Source organism: Prochlorococcus sp. MIT 1011 (assembly GCF_047305235.1).
In the GTDB taxonomy this organism is placed as follows: Bacteria; Cyanobacteriota; Cyanobacteriia; order PCC-6307; family Cyanobiaceae; genus Prochlorococcus_B.
In genome coordinates this window covers 1,005,607-1,032,317 of record NZ_CP138983.1, presented here as the reverse complement: position 1 = coordinate 1,032,317, position 26,711 = coordinate 1,005,607, and the positions used below count along the sequence as shown (strand labels likewise).

The 26,711-nt window shown below is 35.0% G+C and carries 26 protein-coding genes, 1 tRNA gene and 1 pseudogene; 9 read left to right on the top strand and 19 right to left on the bottom strand.

What is annotated here, in order from left to right; all coding sequences use genetic code 11:
• Positions 1 to 18: 18 nt before the first annotated feature.
• Complete coding sequence (psb29, locus tag SIB75_RS06370) at positions 19 to 612, bottom strand: photosystem II biogenesis protein Psp29 (protein WP_413684809.1); 594 nt, start codon at positions 610 to 612, stop codon at positions 19 to 21.
• A gap of 83 nt (positions 613 to 695) precedes the next feature.
• On the opposite strand from psb29, the gene clpP reads away from it, so the two are divergent.
• Entirely contained in the window at positions 696 to 1,286 is a 591-nt protein-coding gene (gene clpP, locus SIB75_RS06365) for an ATP-dependent Clp endopeptidase proteolytic subunit ClpP (protein ID WP_413682477.1), read from the top strand.
• Between the two features lie 3 nt (positions 1,287 to 1,289).
• Here the strand turns inward: clpP and ftsH are convergent, their stop codons facing one another.
• The 3 genes and pseudogenes from ftsH to pyk all read right to left on the bottom strand — a co-directional run.
• Complete coding sequence (ftsH, locus tag SIB75_RS06360) at positions 1,290 to 3,215, bottom strand: ATP-dependent zinc metalloprotease FtsH (RefSeq protein WP_413682476.1); 1,926 nt, start codon at positions 3,213 to 3,215, stop codon at positions 1,290 to 1,292.
• A 142-nt stretch (positions 3,216 to 3,357) separates the two neighbouring features.
• Positions 3,358 to 4,587 carry an ABC transporter permease gene (locus tag SIB75_RS06355; RefSeq protein WP_413682475.1) on the bottom strand — a complete coding sequence of 410 codons (1,230 nt, stop codon included), beginning with the start codon at positions 4,585 to 4,587 and terminating at the stop codon, positions 3,358 to 3,360.
• A 38-nt stretch (positions 4,588 to 4,625) separates the two neighbouring features.
• Positions 4,626 to 6,050 (bottom strand): annotated as a pseudogene (gene pyk / locus SIB75_RS06350) (pyruvate kinase); the annotation flags it as partial.
• 78 nt (positions 6,051 to 6,128) lie between these two features.
• On the opposite strand from pyk, the gene SIB75_RS06345 reads away from it, so the two are divergent.
• Positions 6,129 to 6,458: a nucleoside triphosphate pyrophosphohydrolase family protein gene (locus tag SIB75_RS06345; protein ID WP_413682474.1), complete on the top strand. Its 330-nt coding sequence runs from the start codon at positions 6,129 to 6,131 to the stop codon at positions 6,456 to 6,458.
• Between the two features lie 8 nt (positions 6,459 to 6,466).
• Here the strand turns inward: SIB75_RS06345 and SIB75_RS06340 are convergent, their stop codons facing one another.
• From SIB75_RS06340 to ilvA, 3 genes are read right to left on the bottom strand one after another with little or no spacing between them, the layout of a single operon-like run.
• A complete protein-coding gene (locus SIB75_RS06340; protein ID WP_413682473.1) occupies positions 6,467 to 6,769 on the bottom strand; it encodes a YggT family protein in 303 nt (100 codons plus the stop codon).
• Between the two features lie 23 nt (positions 6,770 to 6,792).
• The gene (gene scpB / locus SIB75_RS06335) at positions 6,793 to 7,299 is read right to left on the bottom strand and encodes an SMC-Scp complex subunit ScpB (RefSeq protein ID WP_413682472.1); all 507 of its coding nucleotides are present in this window, start codon (positions 7,297 to 7,299) and stop codon (positions 6,793 to 6,795) included.
• Positions 7,300 to 7,346: 47 nt separating this feature from the next.
• Positions 7,347 to 8,891, bottom strand: a complete 1,545-nt coding sequence (gene ilvA, locus SIB75_RS06330; RefSeq protein WP_413682471.1) for a threonine ammonia-lyase, biosynthetic — start codon at positions 8,889 to 8,891, stop codon at positions 7,347 to 7,349.
• A 120-nt stretch (positions 8,892 to 9,011) separates the two neighbouring features.
• Here ilvA and dxs point away from each other — a divergent pair, with 120 nt between their 5' ends.
• Positions 9,012 to 10,898 (top strand): 1-deoxy-D-xylulose-5-phosphate synthase, encoded by a 1,887-nt coding sequence (dxs, locus tag SIB75_RS06325; protein ID WP_413682470.1) that lies wholly within the window; start codon positions 9,012 to 9,014, stop codon positions 10,896 to 10,898.
• Positions 10,899 to 10,968: 70 nt separating this feature from the next.
• On the opposite strand, the gene psaK is transcribed toward dxs, so the two are convergent.
• From psaK to SIB75_RS06285, 8 genes are all read right to left on the bottom strand, one after another.
• Complete coding sequence (gene psaK / locus SIB75_RS06320) at positions 10,969 to 11,229, bottom strand: photosystem I reaction center subunit PsaK (RefSeq protein WP_413390371.1); 261 nt, start codon at positions 11,227 to 11,229, stop codon at positions 10,969 to 10,971.
• A 70-nt stretch (positions 11,230 to 11,299) separates the two neighbouring features.
• Positions 11,300 to 11,644: a DUF3593 domain-containing protein gene (locus SIB75_RS06315; protein WP_413682469.1), complete on the bottom strand. Its 345-nt coding sequence runs from the start codon at positions 11,642 to 11,644 to the stop codon at positions 11,300 to 11,302.
• Positions 11,641 to 11,949: a DUF2499 domain-containing protein gene (locus tag SIB75_RS06310; RefSeq protein WP_413682468.1), complete on the bottom strand. Its 309-nt coding sequence runs from the start codon at positions 11,947 to 11,949 to the stop codon at positions 11,641 to 11,643. The genes SIB75_RS06315 and SIB75_RS06310 overlap by 4 nt, the downstream gene beginning before the upstream one ends.
• Positions 11,942 to 12,496: a peroxiredoxin gene (locus SIB75_RS06305; RefSeq protein ID WP_413682467.1), complete on the bottom strand. Its 555-nt coding sequence runs from the start codon at positions 12,494 to 12,496 to the stop codon at positions 11,942 to 11,944. Before SIB75_RS06305 ends, SIB75_RS06310 begins: the two co-directional genes overlap by 8 nt.
• An 18-nt stretch (positions 12,497 to 12,514) precedes the next feature.
• A complete protein-coding gene (gene rpmB / locus SIB75_RS06300) occupies positions 12,515 to 12,751 on the bottom strand; it encodes a 50S ribosomal protein L28 (protein WP_011293839.1) in 237 nt (78 codons plus the stop codon).
• Positions 12,752 to 12,796: 45 nt separating this feature from the next.
• Positions 12,797 to 14,701: a molecular chaperone HtpG gene (gene htpG / locus SIB75_RS06295; protein WP_413682466.1), complete on the bottom strand. Its 1,905-nt coding sequence runs from the start codon at positions 14,699 to 14,701 to the stop codon at positions 12,797 to 12,799.
• A 130-nt stretch (positions 14,702 to 14,831) separates the two neighbouring features.
• Positions 14,832 to 16,007 carry an ATP phosphoribosyltransferase regulatory subunit gene (locus SIB75_RS06290; protein WP_413682465.1) on the bottom strand — a complete coding sequence of 392 codons (1,176 nt, stop codon included), beginning with the start codon at positions 16,005 to 16,007 and terminating at the stop codon, positions 14,832 to 14,834.
• A 42-nt stretch (positions 16,008 to 16,049) separates the two neighbouring features.
• Positions 16,050 to 16,916: an inositol monophosphatase family protein gene (locus SIB75_RS06285; RefSeq protein WP_413682464.1), complete on the bottom strand. Its 867-nt coding sequence runs from the start codon at positions 16,914 to 16,916 to the stop codon at positions 16,050 to 16,052.
• A 216-nt stretch (positions 16,917 to 17,132) separates the two neighbouring features.
• Here SIB75_RS06285 and SIB75_RS06280 point away from each other — a divergent pair.
• Positions 17,133 to 17,219: transfer RNA gene (locus SIB75_RS06280), tRNA-Ser, on the top strand.
• Between the two features lie 38 nt (positions 17,220 to 17,257).
• Here SIB75_RS06280 and pstB read toward each other — a convergent pair.
• Genes pstB through pstC form a run of 3 tightly spaced genes read right to left on the bottom strand, consistent with a single transcriptional unit; the run spans position 17,258 to position 19,973 of the window.
• On the bottom strand, positions 17,258 to 18,061 hold the full coding sequence (gene pstB, locus SIB75_RS06275) for a phosphate ABC transporter ATP-binding protein PstB (protein WP_413682463.1): 804 nt from the start codon (positions 18,059 to 18,061) through the stop codon (positions 17,258 to 17,260).
• Positions 18,062 to 18,092: 31 nt separating this feature from the next.
• Positions 18,093 to 19,007: a phosphate ABC transporter permease PstA gene (gene pstA, locus SIB75_RS06270; protein WP_413682462.1), complete on the bottom strand. Its 915-nt coding sequence runs from the start codon at positions 19,005 to 19,007 to the stop codon at positions 18,093 to 18,095.
• The gene (pstC, locus tag SIB75_RS06265; protein ID WP_413682461.1) at positions 19,008 to 19,973 is read right to left on the bottom strand and encodes a phosphate ABC transporter permease subunit PstC; all 966 of its coding nucleotides are present in this window, start codon (positions 19,971 to 19,973) and stop codon (positions 19,008 to 19,010) included.
• Between the two features lie 138 nt (positions 19,974 to 20,111).
• Between pstC and dnaK the strand changes: the two genes are divergently transcribed.
• The 5 genes from dnaK to SIB75_RS06240 all read left to right on the top strand — a co-directional run bounded on the left by dnaK (position 20,112) and on the right by SIB75_RS06240 (position 24,930).
• Positions 20,112 to 22,112: a molecular chaperone DnaK gene (gene dnaK, locus SIB75_RS06260; protein WP_413682460.1), complete on the top strand. Its 2,001-nt coding sequence runs from the start codon at positions 20,112 to 20,114 to the stop codon at positions 22,110 to 22,112.
• Positions 22,096 to 23,022, top strand: coding sequence for a DnaJ domain-containing protein (locus SIB75_RS06255; protein WP_413682459.1), 927 nt, complete (start codon positions 22,096 to 22,098; stop codon positions 23,020 to 23,022). The genes dnaK and SIB75_RS06255 overlap by 17 nt, the downstream gene beginning before the upstream one ends.
• 56 nt (positions 23,023 to 23,078) lie before the next feature.
• Positions 23,079 to 23,471 carry a DUF3110 domain-containing protein gene (locus SIB75_RS06250; RefSeq protein WP_413682458.1) on the top strand — a complete coding sequence of 131 codons (393 nt, stop codon included), beginning with the start codon at positions 23,079 to 23,081 and terminating at the stop codon, positions 23,469 to 23,471.
• The gene (gene murQ, locus SIB75_RS06245) at positions 23,468 to 24,400 is read left to right on the top strand and encodes an N-acetylmuramic acid 6-phosphate etherase (protein WP_413682457.1); all 933 of its coding nucleotides are present in this window, start codon (positions 23,468 to 23,470) and stop codon (positions 24,398 to 24,400) included. The genes SIB75_RS06250 and murQ overlap by 4 nt, the downstream gene beginning before the upstream one ends.
• A gap of 92 nt (positions 24,401 to 24,492) precedes the next feature.
• Positions 24,493 to 24,930, top strand: a complete 438-nt coding sequence (locus SIB75_RS06240; RefSeq protein ID WP_413682456.1) for a peptidylprolyl isomerase — start codon at positions 24,493 to 24,495, stop codon at positions 24,928 to 24,930.
• A gap of 31 nt (positions 24,931 to 24,961) precedes the next feature.
• On the opposite strand, the gene ribBA is transcribed toward SIB75_RS06240, so the two are convergent.
• Positions 24,962 to 26,647: a bifunctional 3,4-dihydroxy-2-butanone-4-phosphate synthase/GTP cyclohydrolase II gene (gene ribBA, locus SIB75_RS06235; protein WP_413682455.1), complete on the bottom strand. Its 1,686-nt coding sequence runs from the start codon at positions 26,645 to 26,647 to the stop codon at positions 24,962 to 24,964.
• Between the last annotated feature and the right edge of the window lie 64 nt (positions 26,648 to 26,711).

Sequence of the window (26,711 nt, the reverse complement as noted above, 5' to 3'; positions counted from 1 at the left end):
GAAGAAAGTAAAAAATTGTCAATTTGATTTTATGTTTAATGAGATAATTTCTAATGCTTGTTTCATTTTCTCAATATTTGCCTTGTACATACTTATATCTTTTTCAACTCTTGAATGTTGGTAACCTAGTAACTTTGAAATATTAGTTATTTCATTATTAAGGTCTTCGTCTTTTGCATCCTTAAATGATTGCATTTCACTAACTAACTTATATATACCAATAGCGTTGATGCGGCTATAATAATTGCTTTCTTTATTGTTTTGCTTTGATAAAAAATCAGTTAACTCTTCTTTGGTAAATCCTTTAGCCTTATTTAATAATTGTTCAGCAGAACCATTAATCTCTATAGGGTTAAATCCATTGCAATTACAAAGTGCGTTGAAAAGCTTCGTTATATGTTCACTAGGTTTATATCCATTAGTGAATTTACTGAATAATTCTTGTAATCCAGCGGCAAAAATTTCATCGTTTTTAAAGTTCTTCTGATGACTTAACAAGTGAAGTTCTACAAGCAGTTCGTCTGCGAGCTTTCTGTAAATAGGTGGAATGACATAAGGAAATTCCTTATGGAAATCAGATTTGCTGTCTGAAATTGTTGCTCTAACGCTCAATGCCAAACCTAGATAATTCTTAAGAACCATAGCTTACCCCGTGACTTAGCTAGGATCATGAAAACCGACCATCACTTCGTTCGATGATTCCAATAGTTATAGAAGAATCTGGAAGAGGAGAAAGAGCCTTTGACATTTATTCAAGGCTTCTAAGAGAAAGAATAGTTTTTTTGGGTGAACCAGTAACTAGTGATTCTGCAAACAGGATTGTTGCTCAACTCCTTTTCCTAGAGGCTGACGATCCTGATAAAGATATTTTTCTCTATATAAATTCACCAGGTGGATCCGTTTATGACGGCCTAGGTATCTTTGACACCATGCAACATGTTAAGCCCGATATACATACCGTTTGCGTAGGCTTAGCAGCGAGTATGGGGGCTTTTTTACTGTGTGCAGGTGCAAAAGGAAAGAGAAGCAGTTTGCTCCATTCAAGAATTATGATTCACCAACCACTAGGAGGTGCAAGAGGCCAAGCTAGTGATATAAGAATTCAAGCAGATGAAATACTATTTATTAAGGAAAAATTAAATAAGGAATTATCTGATAGAACCGGACAGCCTATAAAGAGGGTTAGGGAAGATACAGACAGAGACTTTTATATGTCTCCATCTGAAGCTGTTCAATATGGAATTATTGATAATGTATTTAATAAAAGACCTATAAATTCAGTTTAATCGTTACTTATCTGGATCAGGTAATACTGGTATAAATCTATCTTTTGCAGGTATATCGGTGAAATTAGATAGTATTTTGCAAAACTCTTCTCCATCCATAGTCTCTTTTTCGATTAAAATTTCAACTAATTTGTCCATAGCTGATCTATTCTTTGATACCAATTCAAGTGTTTCTTTATAGCATTTTTTTACTATTGATCTAACTTGCTCATCAATTTGCTTTGATATCTCATCCGAAATATCTGATGTATTCATTAGGCTTCTTCCTACAAATACTTCTTGACTATCTCCCTCTAATGAGACTGGACCAAGACTGCTCATTCCAAATCTTGTGACCATTTGCCTTGCCATTGATGCGACCATTTGTACGTCACCTCCAGCACCTGTTGTGACCTCTTCTCTTCCAAAAATGATATCTTCAGCAGCTCTACCACCTAGCGCCCCCATTATTCTTGCCTTTAATTGAGCTCTACTAATTAAAGTTTGATCATCATCAGGTGAGAACCAAGTCAAACCTTGTGCCTGCCCCCTTGGAATAACAGTAACTTTCTGAACGGGGTCATGATCTTTGACTAGTGATCCTATTAATGCATGGCCTACCTCGTGATATGCAATTAATCTTTTGCTTCTTCCATCAACAAGAGGCGTCCCTTCCATTCCAGCAATGATTCTATCAACTGCATCATCAATTTCTGAGAGTCCTATATGATTCTTTCTTCTTCTTGCTGTAAGTATTGCGGCTTCATTTAATAAATTTGCTAAATCAGCACCGGTAAAGCCTGGCGTTCTTCTTGCAATACTTTCTAAAGTTAAATCTTTTTCTAATTTTTTATTTCTAGAGTGGACTTTCAATATTGATAATCTTCCTGAGATGTCAGGGGCATCAACGGTTACCTGTCTATCAAATCTTCCTGGCCTCATCAATGCTGAATCAAGAACATCAGGTCTGTTTGTTGCAGCAATGATAATAATCCCACTATTTCCTTCAAACCCATCCATTTCGGTTAAGAGTTGATTGAGTGTTTGCTCTCTTTCATCATTGCCACCTCCAATTCCAGCACCCCTCTGTCTTCCAACTGCATCGATTTCATCGATAAAAATTAAGCACGGACTGTTTTCTTTGGCTCTTTTAAATAAATCTCTCACTCTACTAGCTCCAACACCCACAAACATTTCTACAAATTCTGATCCTGAAAGTGAGAAGAATGGAACACCGGCTTCCCCTGCAATTGCTTTTGCTAAAAGTGTTTTGCCTGTTCCTGGAGGCCCAACGAGGAGAACTCCTCTTGGTATTTGAGCTCCAACAGATGTAAATCTTTCAGGCTGCTTTAAAAAGGTAACTACTTCTTCTAAATCTTGTTTTGCTTCGTTTACACCAGCAACATCATCAAATTTGACCCCGGTCTCTGCTTCCATGGCAAATCTCGCCTTTGTTTTGCCAAATTGCATTGCTTGTCCAGGTCCACCTGGCATTGAATTAGATCTTCTGGATAGTAAAATTAATCCTCCAATAAGGATTATTGGAAACAAGAGATTGCCAAGAATTCCTGCTCCAGCTGGAGCAGTTTTAGGTGGATGTATGTCAAAACTTATTCCTTCTTCTTTCAATGATGAAACCAATTCAGGAGCTAATCCTGGAAGATCAACTCTTAATCGTTGAACTCTATTATCAATTTCGGGATCAACTGATTCGACGATTGCATTTCTACCACCTTCATATATATCAACAGAAGTAACTCTTCCATCTTTCACATAATCAAGGAACCTTCCGTAGCTAATTTTTGTAACCGGAGCATTTCTTGATGCTGTAGATGAAGAGCTTTGATTGACTTGATTGTTTGTTGCTGAACCAAGAATTTGCCAAGTTATTAGAACTACTATTGTTATGGGAAGAACCCAAAGAGCTATAACTTTCCATTTCTTATCCATAAATCTCAAAAACTTTTCGCATGATTCTAATAGTGTAATGCCCCTTTCTGTTGGATGATTCCTACAGTTTCTAAGAAATATTCAAAAAATAAATTTCTCTAATTGAGATTAAAAATAAATATTTGTTTTTAAAAGTTCCTATTTATAAACTTCTAAGTGCAGTAATGGGATCTAGTTTTGCAGCTCTTTTTGCTGGTAGAACTCCAAAAGTTAAACCTATTGTGCCTGAAATGATAACAGTTATAAATACAGTTCCAAATCCAATTGTTGCAGGTAGAGGTGTTAATAAAGCTACTATCTTTACTGTAGTAAGTCCTAAGCCGGTTCCTGCTATTCCACCCAAGCTAGAAAGAATCAATGACTCTATTAGGAATTGGGTTGAAATATCTAATCTTCTTGCTCCTAAAGCTTTTCTAAGACCTATTTCTTCAGTTCTTTCGCTCACTGATACCAGCATAATATTCATAATACCTATTCCCCCAACTAGTAATGAAATCCCTCCTATTGCAGCTAGCATTAATGTTAAGCCGCCTGTAATCGTTGATACTATTTGCAAAGCATCTTTTTGTGACCTAACAGCAAAGTCATCATCTCTAATTATTTTGTGTCTTTGCCTTAATAGATTTGTTATTTGAAATTTTGCAGCTTTTGTTGATTTCTCATTTATTGCTTCAACACTAATGAAACTAAGACTTATTCCATAAGTTGGATCTTTACCAGTAATTCTGCTGACCATTGTTGATATAGGAATATATGCATTCTCATCTTGATTGTTTCCAAAAACGGCACCTTTGGGCTTCATTACTCCAACAATTTCAAATGACTGATCTTTTATTCTTATCCTCTGCCCCAAACCTTCTCTTTCATTGAATAGTTTCTCTTCAAGATCTGGTCCTACAACTACTACATTCTTGGCCCCTTTTGTATCTTGATCATTAATAAAACGACCTTTGGCAATTTCGAAGCTTCTTACAATTAAGAAATCACTTGTTACTCCTGAAATAGAACTACTTGTACTTTTAGAGCCGGTTTGAATGACTTCATTGGATGAAATTTGTGGGGCGACCCTTTTTACAGTCGGGACTTGCTGTTCTATTGCTTTTGCATCATTAAGAACAAGGTTTTTTGGAAAAGCTACTCCTCTTCTTCTAGTGTCATTATTACCTGGAACAACAAACAAAACATTTGCACCTAGATTGCTCAATTGACTTTCTGCAAGATTTTGTGCCCCTCTGCCCACTCCCACAAGCGTTATTACCGATGCATTACCAATAACTATTCCTAGCATTGTTAATAGGCTTCTAAACTTATTAGATTTAAGATTTTTTATTGCCATTCCCGATGTTTCAGTTAGCGGGAGCTTCCTTTTCATGTTTTTTACATAAATAGAGTTTCAGTTTCTTCTTCTGAGCTGACTATTCCAACTTTTATTAAGTCAGTTGATCCACTTACACCAGACAAGGTTCCTGCTGTTTCAACTACAAGATCTCCTTGCTTTAATATATTCATCTTTTTTGCCATAGCCATTGCATCATCAAATGTTTTTGATGTAGTTGTTTGATTTTCAATCAGAAGTGGTGTGACTCCCCAGACTAATTGAAGTGTGCTTGCAACACTCCTTTCATTTGTTACGGCTAATACTGGAGTGGCAGGTCTGAATTTACTAACATTTTTTGCTGTAGCACCACTTTTTGTTAGAGGAATTATTGCGGCGGCATTTATTTGTCTAGCAATACTGCTTACAGCTGCACTTATCGCATTAGGGATAGTGCTTGGAAGATGACTTTCTAATGCCTTTTGTGGATAATCTCTTTCGATTCTTTTTGCAATAGTGGCCATAGTTGCCACAGCCTCAATTGGGTAGTCTCCTACTGCAGTTTCGTTGGAGAGCATTACGGCATCTGTACCATCGAGTATCGCGTTTGCAACATCACTCACCTCGGCTCTTGTAGGCCTTGGGCTTGAAGCCATTGAGTCAAGCATTTGTGTGGCAGTAATGATTGGAATACCAAGGCTATTGGCCTTTTTAATAAGTTGTTTTTGGAGTAATGGTACTTCTTCTGCAGGCATCTCAACGCCAAGATCACCTCTGGCAACCATAACTCCATCACATAACTTTAAGACAGAGTCAATTTGGTCAATTGCTTCAAATTTTTCGATTTTTGCAACTACAGGGGTATCAAAACCATGATTTCTAATTAAATCTTTTATTTCTATTAAGTCTGATGGATTTCTTACAAAACTAAGTGCTACCCAGTCAACACCTTTTTTTAAACCAAATGCTAGATCCTCTTTATCTTTATCAGTTAAGGCCCTTATTGATAATTGAACATCAGGGAAATTTACACCTTTATTATTAGAAAGAACACCACCAACAGTTATTGAACAAATTAATCTTTGTTCTTTTAAATCGACTTCTTCAACTTTCATTTCTACCCTTCCATCGTCCAAAAGAATCCTATTTCCTATATTTACTTCTTCAGCTAATTTGTCATAAGTGACATTGGCCTGATGCTTATTACAGTCAATATTTCTTGATGTAAGAATAAACTTGTCGCCATTTTTGACACTAACAGGTCCGTCTTTAAATCTACCAAGTCTAATCTTGGGCCCCTGAAGATCTTGAAGTATTCCTATGTGTATTCCAAGACTATCCGAAACTTGTCTAATTGTTTTTATTCTTTGAGCATGTTCATCATGGTCTCCATGACTAAAGTTTAGACGGAAGGTAGTGGCACCAGCTTCTACTAATTTAGTTATTTGACTCGCACTATCAGTCGCGGGCCCTATTGTCGCTACAATTTTGGTCCTTCTAGCAAGGTCTAGTATTGTCATTTATTTGACTGGTGATAACAAAAAACTAACATCTGATTGTGTTTTATTTGTCAACTTTGCTTATTCAAGAAAATAAACATGGAATTAAATGATTATCAAAGAGAATCTCGTAAGACTGCTCTTTATCCTGAAGTTGGGAGCAATGCTATTTATCCAACATTAGGTCTTGTTGGTGAAGCAGGGGAGGTGGCTGACAAAGTAAAAAAAATTCTAAGAGATAAAAAGGGAGTATTTGATAAACATAGTAAGGACGCAATTAAATTTGAACTAGGTGATGTTCTTTGGTACATATCACAACTTTCTAGCGAATTGGGATATGAATTAGAAGAGGTTGCTAATGCAAACTTACAAAAACTCAAAAGTAGAAAATATCGGGGGAAAATCCAAGGAAGTGGCGATAACCGTTGAAATTCAAATTATCCATACATTTGAAAACCTCCCATTGCTAGTGCTGCTGCATTCCCAAGGATTCCTTGAACAACTCTAATAACTATAAAAGCTAAAATAGGAGATAAATCTAAGCCTCCTAATGGAGGTATTATTCCTCTGAAAAAATTTAAGTAAGGATCAGTAATAGCACATAAATTTACTAGTATTGGATTGCTCATATCCAGATTTGGAAACCAGGTAAGCAAAACTCTTATGATCAATATTGTTGAATAAATTCCAAGTGTTTTTAAAAGTACTAGCAGAATTGTTGGAATGATTTCGTAACCCATTGGTTTTGGTTTTTTCTACTATATTACGCTGCATTTTTGCCTTCTGCTTGATCTGGTTCAGGTAATACAGAAAATGTTTGATGAAATTTTTCTGAGAGTGTTAACCAGAATGAACGCCCATCTTTTTGACGCCTTCTTTCTACGAAGTTTTTATCTACAAGTTCTTTAATATGATCGTATGCTCCAGATCCTCTGAGATCAACCAATTCTGATTGAAGTATTTTTTTCTTTAGTGCAACAGTCGCTAATGTTCTTAATGTTGCAATCGATAAATCTGCTGGAAGAAGATTCTGTACTAACTCACCAAGTCCTTGCTTTAATTCCAAGCTGTAATAATTTTTGCTTTCGTTTATTTCGAGAGAAGTATCTCGCTGAGCATATCCAGCCTTAAGTTCCCAGAGTGCTTTTTCTATTTCAGAAATATCTTTATCCAGTAAATCAGCCATCTCTTTTGATGATGTTGGCCTTCCTTTGAGGTAAAGGATTGCCTCAATCTTTGCGGGTAATGAAATTTGTATGCTCTCACTCATAACGTTGAAAATAAAATTATTTTTTTTGATATCCAAAATTACCGCGTCTATTTAAACTCTGCACCTAAAAATAATTTATATGCTGGATTATCGGTCTCTTCCCAACTTTTGTAACCAATTTTTTCAACAAATTCATTCCAAGCAGGAATGTCCGAATCGCTTACTAAAACACCTATTACGATTCTTCCAGTATCAGCGCCATGATTTCGATAATGGAAAATGCTTATTGTCCATTCTGGTCTCATAGAGTTAACAAATCTCATTAAGGCTCCAGGCCTTTCTGGAAATTCAAATCTGTAAAGCAATTCTTTGTATTCACCTTTTGATATTTGATTTATTGATCTTGGTAGCCTGCCCCCAACCATATGCCTGAGATGAACCTTTGATAATTCATCATTACTTAGATCATGACAATCAAAACCATTTCTAATGATTTCACTTATCAATAAATCTCTATCATTAATATTCGCTACTTCTACACCCATAAATATTTGAGCTGTTTTACCTTCTGACATTCTGTAACTAAATTCGGTTAAACTTCGTGATCCAAGTGTTTCACATAAAAGTTTTAAACTTCCCGCCTTTTCAGGAATTCCGACTGCAATCATTGCTTCTTTTTCTTCACCTAATTCAGCTCTTTCAGCGACAAATCTTAGTCTTTCAAAATTCATATTTGCACCACAAGCAATTGCAACTAGATTCTTATTTTTTAACTGATTATTAACAACATGTTTTTTTAAACCAGCAATAGATAATGCACCTGCCGGTTCGAGAATTGATCTAGTATCTTCGAAAACATCTTTTATAGCTGCACAGATTTCATCAGTATTGACTGTAACCATTTCATCAACATTCTTTTTACAAATCGAGAACGTCTTTTCCCCTACCTTCCTTACTGCAACTCCGTCTGCAAATAGGCCAACACTCTCAAGCTCAACGGGTTTATTGGCTTTTATTGAAAGCGTCATTGCGCAGGCATCTTCAGGTTCAACACCAATAATCTTTGTATCTGGCCAAATTGCTTTTACGTATGAACTTACTCCAGCTATTAGTCCTCCTCCACCTACTGCTATGTATATGGCATCAGGTGGAGTATGACTTTGTCTAAGTACTTCTAGACCTATTGTTCCCTGTCCAGCTATAACTTCAGGATCATCAAATGGATGAATAAACGTTAGATTTTCTTTTTTGGATATTTCTAGTGCTTTTTCGTAGCACTCATCATAGGTTTCACCAAAAAGAATTACTTCTGCTTTATGTGATTCAACAGCTCTTACTTTCATTATGGGAGTTGTAAGAGGCATTACAATCACCGACCTGCACTTAAGGAATGATGCACTTAAAGCAACTCCTTGTGCATGGTTCCCAGCACTTGATGCAATTACTCCCTTAGAAAGCTCTTCCTTGGTTAGCTGAGACATGCGATTAAAGGCACCTCTTAATTTGAATGAAAAGACAGGTTGAAGGTCTTCTCTCTTAAACCAGATGTTGTTTTTTAATTTTTTGCTTATGTTTTTTGCCCTTTCTAGTGGGGTTTCTTCAGCAACGTCATAAACACGAGCTCTTAGTATTTTCTGTAAATAGTCCTCCATATCTAGTTTTTCACCGATTTTTGGTTTCTGTATTTTCTACATTCCATTTGTTCTTGTGCAAGTTTTATCAAAAATGTAGGGTAGACCTCGTAGATTGGTGGGATTCAATCTCAGAGTTGTATGCGTCTGAGCCAGTTAAGTCATCCAAATGAGCTTCATGGCTTAGCCATTAGTGAATTGGAAGATGTTGCTTGCCAAATTAGAGAAAGGCATCTTCAAGTAGTTTCTACTAGTGGTGGACACTTAGGTCCAGGTCTTGGTGTTGTTGAGTTAACAATTGCCCTTTATCAGACTTTAGATTTAGATGTCGATAAAGTTATTTGGGATGTTGGACACCAAGCCTATCCACACAAGTTAATCACTGGAAGATATGAGAGATTTGATTCACTTAGACAGCAAAAAGGTGTTGCTGGTTACTTAAAAAGAACAGAAAGTAAATTTGATCATTTTGGAGCTGGTCATGCGAGTACATCAATCTCTGCAGCTCTTGGTATGGCGATTGCTAGAGATCGAAAAGGAGAAGATTATAAGTGTGTTGCAGTAATAGGAGATGGCGCACTAACTGGAGGAATGGCATTAGAGGCTATTAATCATGCAGGGCATCTTCCAAAAACCCCTCTTTTGGTTGTTTTGAATGACAACGATATGTCTATTTCTCCTCCTGTAGGAGCATTGTCGACGTATTTAAATCGAATGCGTCATAGCCCTCCTGTTCAATTTATCTCGGATAGTGTTCAAGAAAGTGTTAAAAATCTACCTTTTATGGGAGATGCTATTCAAGAAGAATTTAAATCTCTTACTGGCAGCGTCAGACGTTTGGCAGTTCCAAGTGTAGGTGCTGTCTTTGAGGAATTGGGTTTTACATATATGGGTCCTGTAGATGGGCATGATATTTCTGAACTAATAAAGACATTTAATGCTGCACATAAAGTAGGAGGACCTGTCATGGTCCATGTGGCGACGACAAAGGGAAAAGGTTATCCATATGCTGAAGCTGACCAGGTGGGTTACCATGCTCAGTCTTCTTTTGATTTGACGACAGGAAAATCTATTCCTTCTAAAACTCCTAAACCTCCAAGCTTTAGCAAAGTTTTTGGTCAAACATTAGTAAAGCTTTGTGAGCAGGACAGCAAGATTGTTGGTATTACTGCAGCAATGGCAGAAGGTACTGCTTTAAATCTTTTACAGAAAGCTATTCCAGATCAATATGTTGATGTTGGGATAGCTGAACAACATGCTGTAACTCTTGCTGGTGGAATGGCTTGCGAGGGTATCAAACCAGTTGTAGCTATTTATAGTACCTTCTTGCAACGTGCATATGATCAGTTAATTCACGATATCGGAATACAGAATTTACCTGTAACTTTTGTACTAGATAGAGCTGGAATTGTTGGTGCTGATGGTCCAACTCATCAAGGACAATATGACATTAGTTATTTAAGATGCGTTCCTAATTTTACTGTTATGGCTCCAAAAGATGAGTCGGAATTACAGCAAATGTTGGTTACGTGCATTAATCACAACGGTCCATCAGCTCTAAGAATACCTAGAGGCTCTGGAGAGGGCGCAGCTTTGATGGAGGAAGGATGGGATTCTCTAGAAATTGGTAAGGCTGAGATAATAGAAGAGGGAGATGATTTATTAATAATTGGTTATGGCTCTATGGTTTCTCCAGCAATTAAAACAGCAGCAATACTTAAAGAGTCAGGAGTAAATAGTACTGTTATTAATGCTCGCTTTATAAGACCATTAGATGAGGAGACTATTCATAAGGTTGCTAAAAAGATTGGTAAAGTAGTAACAATGGAGGAAGGAACACTGTTAGGGGGGTTTGGATCAGCAGTGGTTGAATCATTTAATGATAATGATATTTTTGTTCCCACATTAAGAATTGGAATACCAGATAAATTAGTAGATCACGCAACCCCGCAGCAAAGTAAAGAATCCCTTGGCTTGACTCCAGAAATGATGGCTGATCAAATTCGAAATAAATTTAATTTTAATTAAATATCTACAAATAAAAAAAGGATTATTTATTTCAATAATCCTTTTTACAATACTTATTTTGAAACTATTGTTATAAAACGCCTCTAGCAGCAAGACCCAATATTGATCCTATTCCCAAAACATGACCTAAACAGTTTGCAGCAACAAAAGAACCATGGCTTAGTCCTCCATAGAACTGAGCATTAGGCATAGGAAAACCTTCGTTTGGCTTTTCAATATTTGATCTTGCAATTGCATAAGCAAGTAAATTGCAAATGATCATCACAACGGCACATTTTGGTGACCACTGAAATGTCACTGGATCAGCTGCTGCTAATAATGTTGTGAGCATCTTTTATCCCTATGGAATAAATTCATTATCAACCATAAAGATTGCTTTTGCGTAAAATGTTACTCACCTCTTAAGAGTTTTTTACTTCCGTATTGTTTTTGAATGACTGCAGCATCAAAACAAAACCGTAAACAACAAATGCATCGCTAATCGTTAAAAACGATTCTGCTAATCCGTGCAGTACATCAACATTTGTTAATTCATCACCAAAATAAATTTGTGCGATTATTGCAAAGACAATCGTCATGAATACAAATAAGAGAGTTAACTTAAAACCAATAAATGATATTTTTGGTATCGCTTTTGTTTTGCCCGCGTAACGAAGAAATACTAGATAAGGGATTAGTGAAAGGACAAAAAATGGACTAGGGTCAATTCTTCCAATTGAATCAAGACTAAAAACTGAAATATTCATTGGTTTGGTTGTGATGACTCAGATCTAAACAAGTTCCAAGCAGCAAATGCAAGACATATATTTCCCAATGTTGTAAGAGCTGCCTGTAGTACAACTAACCCTTTTAATTCAATACTGTTGTCAAATATATGCCAAGTGATTGCAGCCATAGCACTAGCTAAATTTGGCAACATTGCTAAAGCAAAACAACCCAAAGCCTTGTTATTGGATATTGATGAAATATGGTCAATTATTATTATTGCAATTGACCACTCAAATAGAGTCGCAATATGGATAAACCAAGTGCCTAAGGATAGTTCATGCATAGATTCTTTGCTGTTTAATAAGCTCGTCTAAAACTTCTTGAGAATGTCCTATGGGTCTTACTCCTATCCACTTATATACAACTATACCCTTTGGATTGATCATAAATGTATTTCTTTTTGAATAGGGATCTAACCATGAATCATATGATTTACTGATTTCTGCTGTTGTATCAGAAAGTAGCGTATATCCAAGTTTTGCGGATGAACAAAATGATTCATGTTCTTCTTTACTGTCAGCAGAGATACCAACTATAGAGGTAGTAAGTTTTTTAAACTTAGAAAGACTATCTTGAAATCCTTTAGCTTCTAATGTACAACCACTCGAGAAATCTTTAGGATAAAAATATAAAATTAACCATTCCCCTAAAAAATCATCTAGAGACCATTCTTTTTTATTCGGATTGTTTTTGTTGAAACCATTTAACAAAAAAACAGGAGCTTTTTGACCAAGGCTAACGGAATTTATACTTGCAAATAATCTTGAAGGTTTACCAATTAAAATAGTAGAAAATAAAACAAAAGATTTTATAAATTGTCTTCTTATCATTTGATTAACAAATCAAATTTAAAGTTTGTTTAAATCTACCCCTAATGATTTGGCATACTTTCCTAATCCTTTCTTCTGAATAGTTTTTAGTGCTCTTGTCGTTACTCTTATATTAATCCATTTGTTTTCTTCTTCCCACCATAATCTCCGCTGCTGCAGATTTGCTTGCTGCAATTTTTTGGTTCTAATATGGGAATGGCTGACTGACATTCCGTTGTTAGCCCTTGTGCCTGTAAGTTGGCAAACCCTAGACATTTTTTAAACTTATTCGTATTTTTATTCTATCAAATGAGGTTGAGATTAAACGATTTTTTTCATTAATTTCCCTAGTACCTCAGCATTCCTAGTTTGAAAAGCTGCGATATCTTTATTCTCGAGACCTCCAATTGACAGTTTTGCCATCTCATAAACATGTATAGCGATGTCATTGGCTAATTGGCTTTCTTCTGACTTGCTAGATCCTTCAACAACTATTGGGTTGTAATTTAACTTTAGTAATCCTTGAATAAGTGGATGGTTTGAATTGACGATTAAATTATGATATTCAGGGAGACCAGGAAGTTTCTGTTCCATTAATGCTGTTATATCATTAATTCTTCTCATTTGTTCTGGTAATAATATTAATGAAGGTGGAGAATTCTCACCTTTAAGGCTTTGCACTTGTACGGTCACTTTTTCATTGTTTAGAGCTGAACTAATCATCTTTTTAAGTGTTTCTGACTTTGTATTTCCATCTTTATCAGCGATTTCAGGAGAATCATCTTTAATACTTTCATCAAGTTCGGAGTCAACTCTGACAAAATTTATTTCTTTATTTTTTTCTTCTAACCAAGGAATAAATTGGGTATCAATAACAGTATCAAGTTTTAAAACTTCTTTGCCTTGAGAAGTCCACATATTTAGTGCTGTTGATTGAGAGACTTCATCTGTTGAATATAAAACCTTTTTGTTCTCATCAGGTAGCCTATTCTTATAAGCGTCAAGGGTAGTAAAAGTCTTTGAACCAGATTTTATTAGTTCATTATTGTCTTCATTATCTGCTGAAGTATTTTTTGTTGTTGAATATAATATTATCTCTTTTACTTGCTCGGAAAATTTCTCATCTTCCATAGCTCCTATTTTTATAAAAGGAGATATAGAGTCCCAAATATCAGCATAGAATTGGGTTTCGTCTTTCTTTAATGTTTTAAGCTTATCGGCTAATTTCTTTGCAATAAAGTTACCGATAGATTTAACTCTTCTATCTGATTGTAATGCGCTTCTGCTGACATTTAAGGGAATGTCTTGTGAATCTATCACTCCCCTTAAAGGTAACAAATATCTAGGAACGATTTCTTTAATTGAGTCGCTAACAAATACCTGATTACAAAATAGTTTAATTTCACCACTTTCCCAATCGGCTCTTCCACTTAACTTTGGAAAATATAAGATCCCTTGCAAATTATATGGATAGTCAGTGTTTAGGTGTACCCATAAAAGAGGATCGCCTTGAAATGGATAGAGATATTTATATAGTTCAATATAATCTTCGTCTTTAAGATTTTGTTTGCTTTCTCTCCATGGTGGATTCATTTTATTAATAACTTCTTCTTCAAGCGAGATTTCAATAGGCATGAAATCACAATATTTTTTTATTAATGTTTTAATCCTGCTTGGTTCAATGTATTCAATTTCTTCTTCCATTAAATGTAAAATTATATCTGTACCTATTTCTTCTTTATCTGATTCATCAAGTGAATATTGAGGTGAACCATTACACTTCCATTGAATAGCTTGTGAATCATTCTTTGCTGATTTAGTTATTATTTCAACCTCTTCTGCAACCATAAAACTTGAATAAAAACCGAGTCCAAAATGACCTATAAAGCCATCATTGGGCTGTTTATATTTTTCAAGAAATTCTTCTGCGCTTGAGAAAGCTACTTGATTAATATATTTTTTAATTTCGTCACTAGTCATTCCAATTCCATTGTCACTAATCGTCAATGTCTTGTTCTCTCTGTCAATTGAGATTTTTATTTTTTCATCATCAGCTGCGAAACAATCTCCTGCAAAGGCGGCCATTTTTCTTTTCTTGATTGCATCTACGGAGTTACTTATAAGCTCTCTAATGAATATTTCATGATCTGAGTAGACTGCTTTTTTTATTATTGGAAATATATTTTCTGTGTGAATAAGAATAGTTCCCTCTTCTTTAACTGGCATGACTTATTTAAATTTCTATCATCATAGCGATACCAATTATTATTTAGGCGTTAAAACCAAAAGTATTATTGATTACTGCACAATAGTTTTCGATCCCTGACAATTACTAAAGAGATATAGTTAATTTATATCAATCTATCCATTCAATTTTAGTGCATCTATTGGATTTTAGAAGTTGATTTGTTTCATCATTGGTCTTTAGAGGTTCATGCGAAATTATAGAAATAATTCCCTTGTTGTGCCATTCCTTTTGTTGCTTTAATGCTTTATATAAACTTGCACTTTGCTTGTACGCGATTAATACTTTTTCATTGTTAACTTTCATTTCCTCTCTTGAGGAAACTAATTCCCTGATTTTATCAATGCTAATACTAAACCCTATTCCGAAGCAATTATAATTGCTAGAACTAAATTTCTTTACCAGATCATCATATCTACCTCCTTTAGCAATAATAACAGGAGCACTTGGGGATAATGAAACAAGTGAAAAGGTTAAACCACTATATAACTTATATTTAGTCCCTAATGTAGGGTCTAGTTGCACTTCTATCCCCTTCTCTTTCGCTAATGGTTCAATAATAGTAAATAACTCCTTTAGGTTATCAATATAAGAATTCGATCCATAGATATTTTTTAGATTGGTTAATATTTTTTCTGGTTTTCCTCTCATATTCAAGATCTTATTTATAAAAATTCTTTGTTCATCTTTTATATCAAGTTTACTCAATGCTATGTAATCAAGATCGCAGAGAATATTTTTTATTTCGTCTATTCTGGTTGAATCAAAAGAGCTTAAAATAAGTTCCAATAGATATGTATTACCAATAAGCAATGTCATTTTATATTCCTGATTAATTTCAATTATTTTTAATGATTCAATCAGTAGTGATAGAAGTTCTATCTCTGCATTAATAGCTTTAGTTCCTATTAATTCTACTCCGCTTTGGAATGACTCCTCGATATCAATACCACCATCAATGCTTTGATTGCATTTAAATGAAGTACCTGTAGACCAGAAACGAAGGGGCCTTTCATATTCATTGAATCTAGTTGAAGCAGCACGAACAATTGACGCTGTTATTTCAGGTCTTAATCCAAGTGGTTCATCAGAAACGATTTTTAGTATTTCATTGTTCGAAATTCCACCAGCTGCCATAAGTGTGTCTAGACGTTCAATATGAGGGGGTGATATTCGCTCATATCCCCATAGTTGATATAAAGATGATAGTTTTGATGCAATGAGATGGTTCTTTCTTACTTGCTGAGGATTTAAGTCGCGCGCACCCGAGGCAGGTTGCAATGTCATTATTTGAATCTTTTTATTACTTAAGGATCACATAAATTAGGACTATTTTCCACCATAAGAGTTAGCTGTTAATGGTCTAATTTTTTTAAGTTCTTTTATGAGTTCATTTTGTATCTTTGGATTACAAGCAAGAATTCTACCAGTATTAAGATCAAAATCTCCGTAAGGATAGTTGGATACTATTCCACCTGCCATTTCAACTAGTGGTACTCCTGCTGCCATATCCCATTTTGCAAGCCCACGTTCCCAAAAACCATCCACTTTACCTGATGCTACAAATGCTAGATCTACTGCGGCTGCTCCTCCTCTTCTGACGCCATGGGTACGATGAGTTAGCCAACAAAATTCTGAATAATTATTATCTAATACTTCTCGTCTGTCATATGCGAAACCAGTAACTAAGAGTGAATCAGATAGGGAATTTGTGTTCGTGACTTTTATCGTTTCGCCATTACAAAATGATCCATGCTCTGGAGAGGCATAATAAATTTCATTTAAAGAAGGTACTGATATTGCTCCCAATATTGGATTGCTATTCCAAATTAAACCTATTGAAGTTGCAAAAAACGGATATCCATGGGCATAGTTTGTTGTTCCATCAAGTGGGTCTATACACCATTTTAATTTTCCATCTTTTAACTTATATCCACTTTCTTCAGCAAGAATAGAAATATTAGGAGTCTCTGTTTCTAAATAATCAATTATTATTTTTTCACATTCTAAATCTGCATTAGTAACGAGATCGCCAGCAGTTCCCTTGCAATTTATCGTTTTAATCCTTCCATAATTATTCATTAGCGATGCGCCACCTCTTTCCGCAGCCTGCTTGGAAATATCTAATAATATATTAATTTCATCTTTAGTTAGACCTGCATTAAAGGCTGCGGTTTTACAGGAAGGTATAAACATATCTATAGTTTTTATTTATAATAATGGACTGCTATTGTTTGACTCTATTTATCTTTAAATCAATTTATTTTTATTAAATAATTAATTATTACTAGAACCTTATATATGATAAAAATTTTTGATAAATAAATCCGACATTTTTATTTTTAACAATAGCTCTAATGTGGTATATATTAAAATATAGTAATTGAAAAAGTTCTTCATTGCTGAATTTAAGGAGAGGTGGCCGAGTGGTTGAAGGCGCAGCACTGGAAATGCTGTATAGGGGCAACCCTATCGAGGGTTCGAATCCCTCTCTCTCCGTTCCTTAAGGTCGCGTTAAAATTACAACTCCTTAGTGATTAACCAAATTTTCCAGAGATATAGTCTTGAGTTGATTTTTGCTTTGGTGAATTGAACATGTTTTTTGTTTTATCAAACTCAACTAAAAATCCAATTTTTCCACCTATATCCTTATCTTTTTTCTCTGTATTGAAAAAAGCTGTGTAATCACTGACTCTATTGGCTTGTTGCATATTGTGCGTAACAATAATGATTGTAAAATTCTTCTTTAATTCATGAATTGTCTCTTCAATTTTTAATGTAGATAATGGATCAAGTGCTGAGCATGGCTCATCCATTAAAATCACATCAGGTTCAATAGCAATTGTCCTTGCTATGCATAATCTTTGTTGTTGACCACCAGATAATGAATAACCACTTTCGTTTAATTTATCCTTGCACTCATCCCAAACAGCTGCCTTTATAAGAGATTCTTCTACTAGTTGATCCATATTACCTTTATATCCATTAACTCTTGCACCAAAGGCAATATTTTCGTAAATACTTTTAGGAAAAGGATTGGGTTGTTGAAAAACCATTCCAATTCTCCTTCTAACTTCAACTGGATCTATATCCTCTGCATATATATCTATCCCTTCAAAAATAACACTGCCTGATAATTTGCAACCTTCTATTAAATCGTTCATTCGGTTGATTGCTCTAATGACGGTTGATTTACCACATCCTGATGGACCTATAAAAGATGTAACTTGATTCTTTTCTATATCACAAAACACATTTTTAACTGCAACTGAATTGCCATATGTAATTGATACATTATCTAATGAAACTGAAGATGTAGATTTTATATGTTTTTTTTTCATTAGCTTATTTTATTATTAGTTTTGCTCATAATTATACTTTATTTTTTGAAAAAGCACCAAGTGTTCCTATCCATTTTGAAAGGATATTAAGGCTTAAAAGTACAATAACTAATATGAATGATGCTGCCCATGCTAGTTGATTTTGAGCTTCATATGGTTCAAGAGCGAAATTATAAATTAACACTGACAATGAACCCATTTCATAGAAAAGATCATCAAAACTTGTAATGTAGTAACGGGAGAAGAGAGCTGTAAATATTAAGGGAGCTGTTTCTCCTGCTGCTCTAGCGAGTGCTAGTAATACGCCTGTAGAAATTGAACTAAATGCAGTTGGTAATGTGATATTTGTTATCATTTTGAATTTTGAGGCACCAACTCCTAATGCAGCTCTTCTCATGTCATTTGGAACTAATTTAAGTGCTTCATCAGTAGTTTTAATTATTGTTGGAAGCATTAAAATTGAAAGTGATATTCCGCCTGCAATACCGCTGAACATTGATCCAAATAATATTTTGGTAGAGACAATAATTGCATATATAAATACACCAGCAATTATAGAAGGAACCCCTGCAAGTACATTTGATCCAAACCTTATAAATTTTTCAAACTTTCCTGATTTTGAATATTCGGCAAGATATATTCCACCTCCCACTCCAACAGGTATTGATATTATTGAAGCAATCACAGTCATTATAAAAGTTCCAGTTATTGCTGGTCCTATTCCTCCAGCTGAGAGAAGATCATCTCCGGGTGGCTCGGGTTCAAGTATTAAGGTATCAAAGTTTATATAACTTCCACCTTTAATTAATACATAGCTAATGACTAATATTAATGGAAGTACAGAAATAATGGCAAAAAGAGCAGAAATAATAGTTAAGGCTTTATTCCCAATATTTCTAATTAGAGAGGGATTATAAGTTAGAGCTTTTTGTGAAGTGTAATTCATTTATTGATATTTTAAGCTTAATTTTTTTACAATCCACTGGGCAAATACATTAACCAATAAGGTTAATATCATTAGGATTAGTGCTGCATACATTAGAGAAGAGACTTGGCTTCCATCTGCTTCACCAAATTGATTAGCAAGCATGGATGAAATTGTATATGAAGGAGCAAATATTGACCAACTAAAGTTATTTGAATTGCCAATAATCATTGTAACGGCCATTGTTTCACCCATAGCTCTTCCTAGAGCAAGTAAAACTCCTCCAGTTATCCCAGAAATTGCGGCTGGAATAATAACTTTAAAAATAGTAGTCCATCTTGATGCTCCAATTCCATAGGCAGCTTGCCTAAGTTTTGATGGAACTTGTTTTAGAGAATCTTTTGAAATCGAAGTAATTATAGGTAATATCATTACAACTAAAATTAATATTGCAGGCATCATTCCAGCTCCTAGAGGTTTAGTTCCGAAAAATGGTATAAAACCAAATACTTCATAGATTATGTTCAAAAATGGTCTGATAAATGGTTCCATAATGAATACTGCCCAAAGTCCTAAAACTACTGACGGAATAGCGGCTAAAAGCTCAACCATTATTCCAATTATATTTCTTATGTATTTGGGAATTATATTTTCAGTTATAAATATTGCAGTGCCGACGCCCAATGGAATGGCAATTACTAATGAAGCAATCGATGTAAAAAGGGTTCCATAAATAGCTGTGAATGCACCATACTCATCTGTAACTGGATTCCATGCAGAGCTAAAAAGAAACCTCAGTCCATATCTTGAAATCGATTCAGTAGATTCATAGTAAACGACTGCAAATATGGAAAAAAGAACTACGGCTACCATTGAAGCCATCGCAACAACAATATTTTTAAAGCCTATATCAACCATCTTCTCTGAAGCTGGTCTTGTTCTCAGTGAAAATTTCGATGTCCTTTCTATGTCCACGCGCAAAAGCATTTACATTATGAATCTATATGTAATTTCAAATTTTTCACTAATGGAGGGTTAAGGATTGGCTTTAAGTGTTGAAGGGTACATAATAAGTATTGAATACCCTTAAATGCTAGTTACTGTGGAGCTTAAATAACTATTGCCATGGGGAGAATAGTTGGCATTGACTTGGGAACGACTAATTCCGTTGTAGCGGTGTTGGAGGCTGGTAGGCCTGTTGTTATTTCTAGTGCTGAGGGTTCAAGAACTACTCCATCAGTTGTTGGCTTTACTAAGGAATCTGAATTGTTGGTGGGTCAACTAGCTAGAAGACAATTAGTTCTTAATCCAAAAAATACTTTTTCAAATTTAAAAAGATTTGTAGGTAGAGCATGGGATGAGCTTGAAGAGACAAGCCTTTCAGTTCCTTATAGTGTTCGCTCAAATGATCAGGGAAATGTTCGTATAACCTCCCCCTTAACTAAAAGAGAATATGCCCCTGAAGAATTGATTGGAAATATTATTAGGAAGTTAATCGATGACGCTGAAACTTATTTAGGCGAAAATGTTGATTCTGCTGTCATAACTGTTCCCGCTTATTTTAACGATTCACAAAGACAAGCAACTCGCGATGCTGCAATTTTGGCAGGTATATCCGTTGAAAGGATACTGAATGAACCAACTTCAGCTGCTCTTGCTTATGGGTTTGATAAAAGTTCTTCTCGAAAAGTATTGGTCTTTGATTTAGGTGGTGGAACATTTGATGTCTCTTTAATGTCAATTTCCAATGGCGTTTTTGATGTAAAGGCAACTTCAGGTGATACACAATTGGGTGGTAATGACTTTGATCTAAGAATTGTTGATTGGATCGCCGAAGATTTTCTAGAAAAAAACAACATCGATCTGAGAAGAGATAGGCAATCTTTACAAAGACTTACTGAAGCAGCTGAGAAAGCCAAACAAGAACTTTCCGGTGTTCAAACCACGCCAATATCTCTTCCTTTTATTTCTACAGGCAAGGATGGTCCATTACATATAGAGACGACTCTTAGTAGAAAGATGTACGAGAGTCTTTGCAGCGATCTTTTAGATAGATTGTTTGATCCTGTCAATTCTGTTATTGATGATTCAGGTTGGAATCCTGAGGAAATTGATGAAGTGGTTCTTGTAGGAGGCAGTACTCGAATGCCAATGGTAAAGCAATTAGTTAAGACGTTAGTACCAAATCCACCTTGTCAATCTGTGAACCCTGATGAAGTGGTTGCTATTGGTGCCGCAATTCAAGGCGGAATACTTTCAGGAGAGTTGAGAGACCTTTTATTAAATGACGTCACACCCCTCTCACTAGGGCTTGAAACTGTTGGAGGTTTAATGAAAGTGTTAATTCCTCGTAATACTTCCATACCAGTAAGACAATCAGATGTTTTTAGTACATCGGCCTCCAACCAATCATCAGTAGAAATTCATATATGGCAAGGAGAGAGGCAAATGGCTTCAGACAACAAATCATTAGGTAAATTCAGATTGTCTGGAATACCTCCAGCTCCTAGGGGGGTTCCTCAAGTTCAGGTAGCTTTTGATATTGATGCAAATGGTTTATTAGAGGTCAGTGCAACTGATAGAACTACTGGACGGAAGCAATCTGTAAGTGTTACCGGTGGTTCAAACCTGAATCAAAATGAAGTTAATAAATTGATTGAGGAGTCAAAGATAAAAGCATCTGAGGATAGAAAAAAGCGAGCTTCTATTGATCAAAAGAATAATGCTTTAACACTTGTTGCCCAAGCTGAAAGACGTCTGAGGGATGCTTCTCTTGAATTAGGACCTTTTGGAGCAGAAAGACAACAAAGATCAGTTGAAGTTGCCATGAGGGACGTTGAAGATTTGCTTGAAGATAATGATTTACAAGAACTTGAATATGCTGTTGGTTCTCTCCAAGAAGCATTATTTGGTTTAAATCGTCGCTTATCAGCAGAAAGAAAAACAGAATCTAATCCTATACAAGGGATAAAAAATACTTTTGGATCATTAAAGGACGAATTGTTTTCAGATGATTACTGGGATGATGACCCTTGGGATTATTCTCAACGAAGTCAAAATAGAAATCGTGAAAATAATTATGGAAGAAGGGATTTAGATCCTTGGGACAATGACTACTACCGTTGATCCTAATTATTGGTCGCTATTAGGTGTCTCACCAGATTGTGATTCTAATGAACTTAAATCAGCCTTCAGGAAAGAGGCTAGAAAATGGCACCCTGATTTAAATAAGAATGATGTTAATGCTGAAGAAAGATTCAAATTAATTAATGAGGCTTATGCGATTTTAAGTGATCCAAAAAAGAGAAAAGAATGGGAGAAATTAAATAATAAAATCCACGATATCTTTGAGAATAGATTTCCAACTTATGAGGAATATTTAGATGTTGTATTAGGTATAAAAACCAATTTAAAAAGCGAAAATGATGATATTAATTATCAATATTCTGATCTTCCTGAGGATGAATATGAAGATAATGAAGAATCTAACTTTAATGAGTATATTCCTACTACAAGTGATCCATCACCACCACCAACATTAATTTATGAAGATCAAGAATCAATTGTAGAAATCACACCAGATCAAGCTCTTTATGGTTCATCAGTTGATATTCAGTTGCAAGACGGGACTCTCGTAGAAGTCTTAACTCCTCCATTTGCTGGCGATGGCTGGAGATTAAGAATTCAAGGTGCTGCAATTGGTTGCAGAGATCATTTTGTTCAATTAAAGGTTCAAACCGATGAAGGGTTAAGAATTGATGGACTGAGGGTCAAGTATCGTCTTGAACTATTCCCTCATGATGCTTTGTTGGGGTGTGCTGTTGATATACCAACTCTAAATGGATCGGTGACCTTACAAGTGCCACCAAATTCTTCAACAGGAAGGTTGTTACGACTTAGAGGTCGTGGATTGAAGTACGAAGAATATCGAGGTGATCAAATTGTTGAAATAATTATTGTGTTGCCAGATAATCTAAGTGATTCTGAACTTGCATTATATCAACGTCTAAATGAAATTTCTATGGAGAATTATTAGAAACATATTGTGTATTTATTTTATAGATTTATAATGTATTTGATTATTTAATTCCTATGCTAGTTAATGTCCTTTTATATGAAGCGGGGACTGAAAGCGAGGGTATACATTCCCTGGAACTTAAAGGCAAAACAGTAATCCTTATGTTTGAAGACAAGGACGATGCTGAAAGATATTGTGGTCTACTAGAGGCTCAGGATTTTCCTACACCATCTGTTGAGGCCTTGACGAGGATCGATATTGAAGCTTTTTGTGTTGAGGCTGGATATGAGGCTCGTTATGTCGAGAAAGGTTTTATTCCAAGTACCGATGAAGAACGTTTAATGATTTCCCCACCTCTTTCGAATTTAGAAGTTGGAAATTGGCAAAATCAGGACAAAATAAATGATAATTTATCCTCTAAAGATGAACTCGAAGATATAAAAAATCGATTAGAAAATCTTTTATGATTAATTCAAGCAATAATTTAAAAGATAATAATTATCGAATATTAACTGAACAGATTAATTTAACCTCAATTAATCTTGATACTAAATCGACATATGAAATCGTTAAGCTCTTTTCTGAAGCCGATAAAGAACCTCAAAAGGCCGTTGAGAAAGCAATCCCACATATAGTTAATGCTATCGATGAAATCACAGTTAGACTTAAATCAAATGGTAGATTGTTTTATATTGGTACTGGTACTTCAGGAAGAATAGGTGTACTTGATGCCTCAGAACTTCCTCCAACTTTTTGCACGAACCCAGACTTGGTTCAGGGAATAATTGCTGGAGGTATACCATCATTAACAAGAAGTTCCGAATCCCTAGAGGATTTACCTGAGATTGCTATTTCTGATCTTAAAGATCGAAATTTTTCAAATAGAGACGTCTTAATTGCGATAACAGCTAGTGGTAGAACTCCATATGTTTTCGGGGCTTTAAACTATTCCAAAAGTATAAATGCACTTACTATTTCTATTTCTTCAGTTCCGGAAAGTGATTCAACATTAGATAATGATATCGATATTAGGCTTATTACTGGACCAGAGATACTTGCAGGCTCAACAAGACTGAAAGCTGGAACTGCTACAAAAATGGCTTTAAATATAATTTCAACATCTGTGATGATTAAACTAGGCAAGGTTTATGGAAATAGAATGATTGATTTATCAGTGAGCAACGATAAATTAATGGATAGAGCAATTAGTATTTTATTTGATATTGGTTCAGTTGATAAAGAAACGGCTGTTGAGCTTTTAAAGAAGACAAATGGATCAGTGAAATTATCTTTATTAATTGCTTTAACTGGGATGGATGTTGTTGAGGCTAAGCAATTACTTGATGATTCAAAGGGCAATTTAAGAACAGCACTAATTACATTAAAATGTGATTGAATTATAATTAAATTAAAATTTTATATTTAAAAAATATAGTTTCTGCATTAAATTATAAAACAGTTATTATATAAAAAAAATTTATTAGAACTATGTCTAAAGTGTTGATGGATACAGATAAAGGCCAATTGACTATTGACCTGTTTGATAAGGATGCTCCCAAAACAGTAGAAAACTTTTTGAAGCTTGTTAAAGAGGGCTTTTACGATGGCCTTTCTTTCCACAGAGTCATTAATGGGTTTATGGCACAAGGCGGATGTCCAAATACCCGAGAAGGATCAAGAGGCATGCCTGGAACTGGAGGCCCTGGGTACTCTATTAACTGTGAAATTAATTCAAACAAGCATGAGGCTGGTTCTCTTTCTATGGCACACGCAGGAAAAGATACTGGAGGTAGTCAATTCTTTTTAGTGCATGCTCCACAACCTCACCTGGATGGAGTGCATACAGTTTTCGGTAAAACTGATGACATGAAAACTTTACTGTCTATTTCTAATGGTACAAAGATTAACAGTATAAGCATTAAATAATGAAACTATCATTTAATAATATTTTTGTGAATTAATACCATTCAATAGCACTTGTTTTATGTTTTAAATCCCAATCAAACAATGGCGAATTTTCAATATTTGAAAGTTCGCTAATTTTCTTCTCTTCAATTAATAAATTTGAAGAAGGATGTAAAAGTATTTCATAATTATCTGTTTTAATTATTCCAATTCTTTCTGTCTTTTTCCAATTACATAGTTCTTTAAGTAATAACTCAAGTAACCTTTTATCTATTAAGTTACCTTCTAAATGGGTTTTAATATCCCTATGTCTAATATTCCATATAAATAATGGGTTTTTACATAGAGCTATCAACCTAGGCGAGTTTTGAATAGAAATATTTAGAAAATGATTTGCTGACCATCTATTTGCTTTATCTTCAAAATGTTTTAATTCATTATTATCAACCTTACCATCCCAATAAACAACAATATTTTGTCTTTCATTGCTTAAATTTGCCTGAATATTATTATCAAATAAGTGACCAAGTTTTTCTCTTTTTACTTCCAGATATGCTGCATTATGATCACCAGGACATATCACAAGCGGTACTCTTGATTCAACCTGAAGTCCGTATCCTCCAAGACCAGCTATTTTTCTTGGATTATTTGTTAATAACTTAAGCCTGTTTATTCCTAGATCTGTCAATATTTGTGCACCTACTCCATAATTTCTTAAGTCTGCAGGAAAACCCAACTTCTCATTAGCTTCAACCGTATCTAATCCTCCATCTTGCAAATTATAGGCTTTTAATTTGTTAACTAAACCTATTCCTCTACCTTCCTGCCTTAGATATACAACAACTCCCTCTCCTTCCTCAGATATTCTTGATAAGGCCGCTTCTAATTGAGGTCTGCAATCGCACCTTAATGATCCAAATGCATCTCCAGTTAGACATTCTGAGTGCATGCGGACTAATACTGGTTCTTTTAAATTATCTGGATCGCCTTTTATTATCGCTACGTGTTCTGATCCATCCAATTCGTTCTTATAACCTATTGCCTTGAAATCTCCAAATAGGCTTGGAAGTTTTGCAATTGCTTGTCTGTAGACAAATCGCTCATTTTCAAGTCGGTAATGAATTAAATCTGCAATACTTATCAATTTTAAATTTCTTTCCTGTGCATATTTTTTTAATTCTGGAAGTCTTGCCATTGAACCATCCAGATTTTGGATTTCACAGATAACTCCTGCAGGAGATAGACCAGCTAACAAAGATAAATCTACTGCTGCTTCCGTATGTCCAGCTCTTTTTAATACGCCACCAATTTTTGCTCTTAAGGGAAAAATATGACCTGGTCTTCTTAAATCTATTGGTTTTGTTTGACTATTAAGAGCAACTTGAATTGTTTTAGCTCTATCTTCAGCTGATATACCTGTTGATACTCCAAATTCTGGACCTGCATCGATGCTTACGGTGAATGCTGTTTGGTTGGAATCGGTATTTCTGTCGACCATTAAAGGTAGATCTAACTGGTCTAATCTTTCCCCTTGCATTGCTAGACATATTAATCCTCTAGCTTCAGTTGCCATAAAATTAATTTGCTGAGGAGTCGCAAATTGAGCAGCACAAATTAAATCCCCTTCGTTTTCTCTCTTTTCATCATCTACTACAACAACACATTCACCGTTTCTAATAGCAGCAAGTGCATCCGCTATATCATCAAATTCAATTTCATAACAATCTTCTGATTTCAACTTATTCCTCTTGTTTGTGGTGAAATGGTTCTTTGCTAATTATTCTCAAATGAATATCCCATTA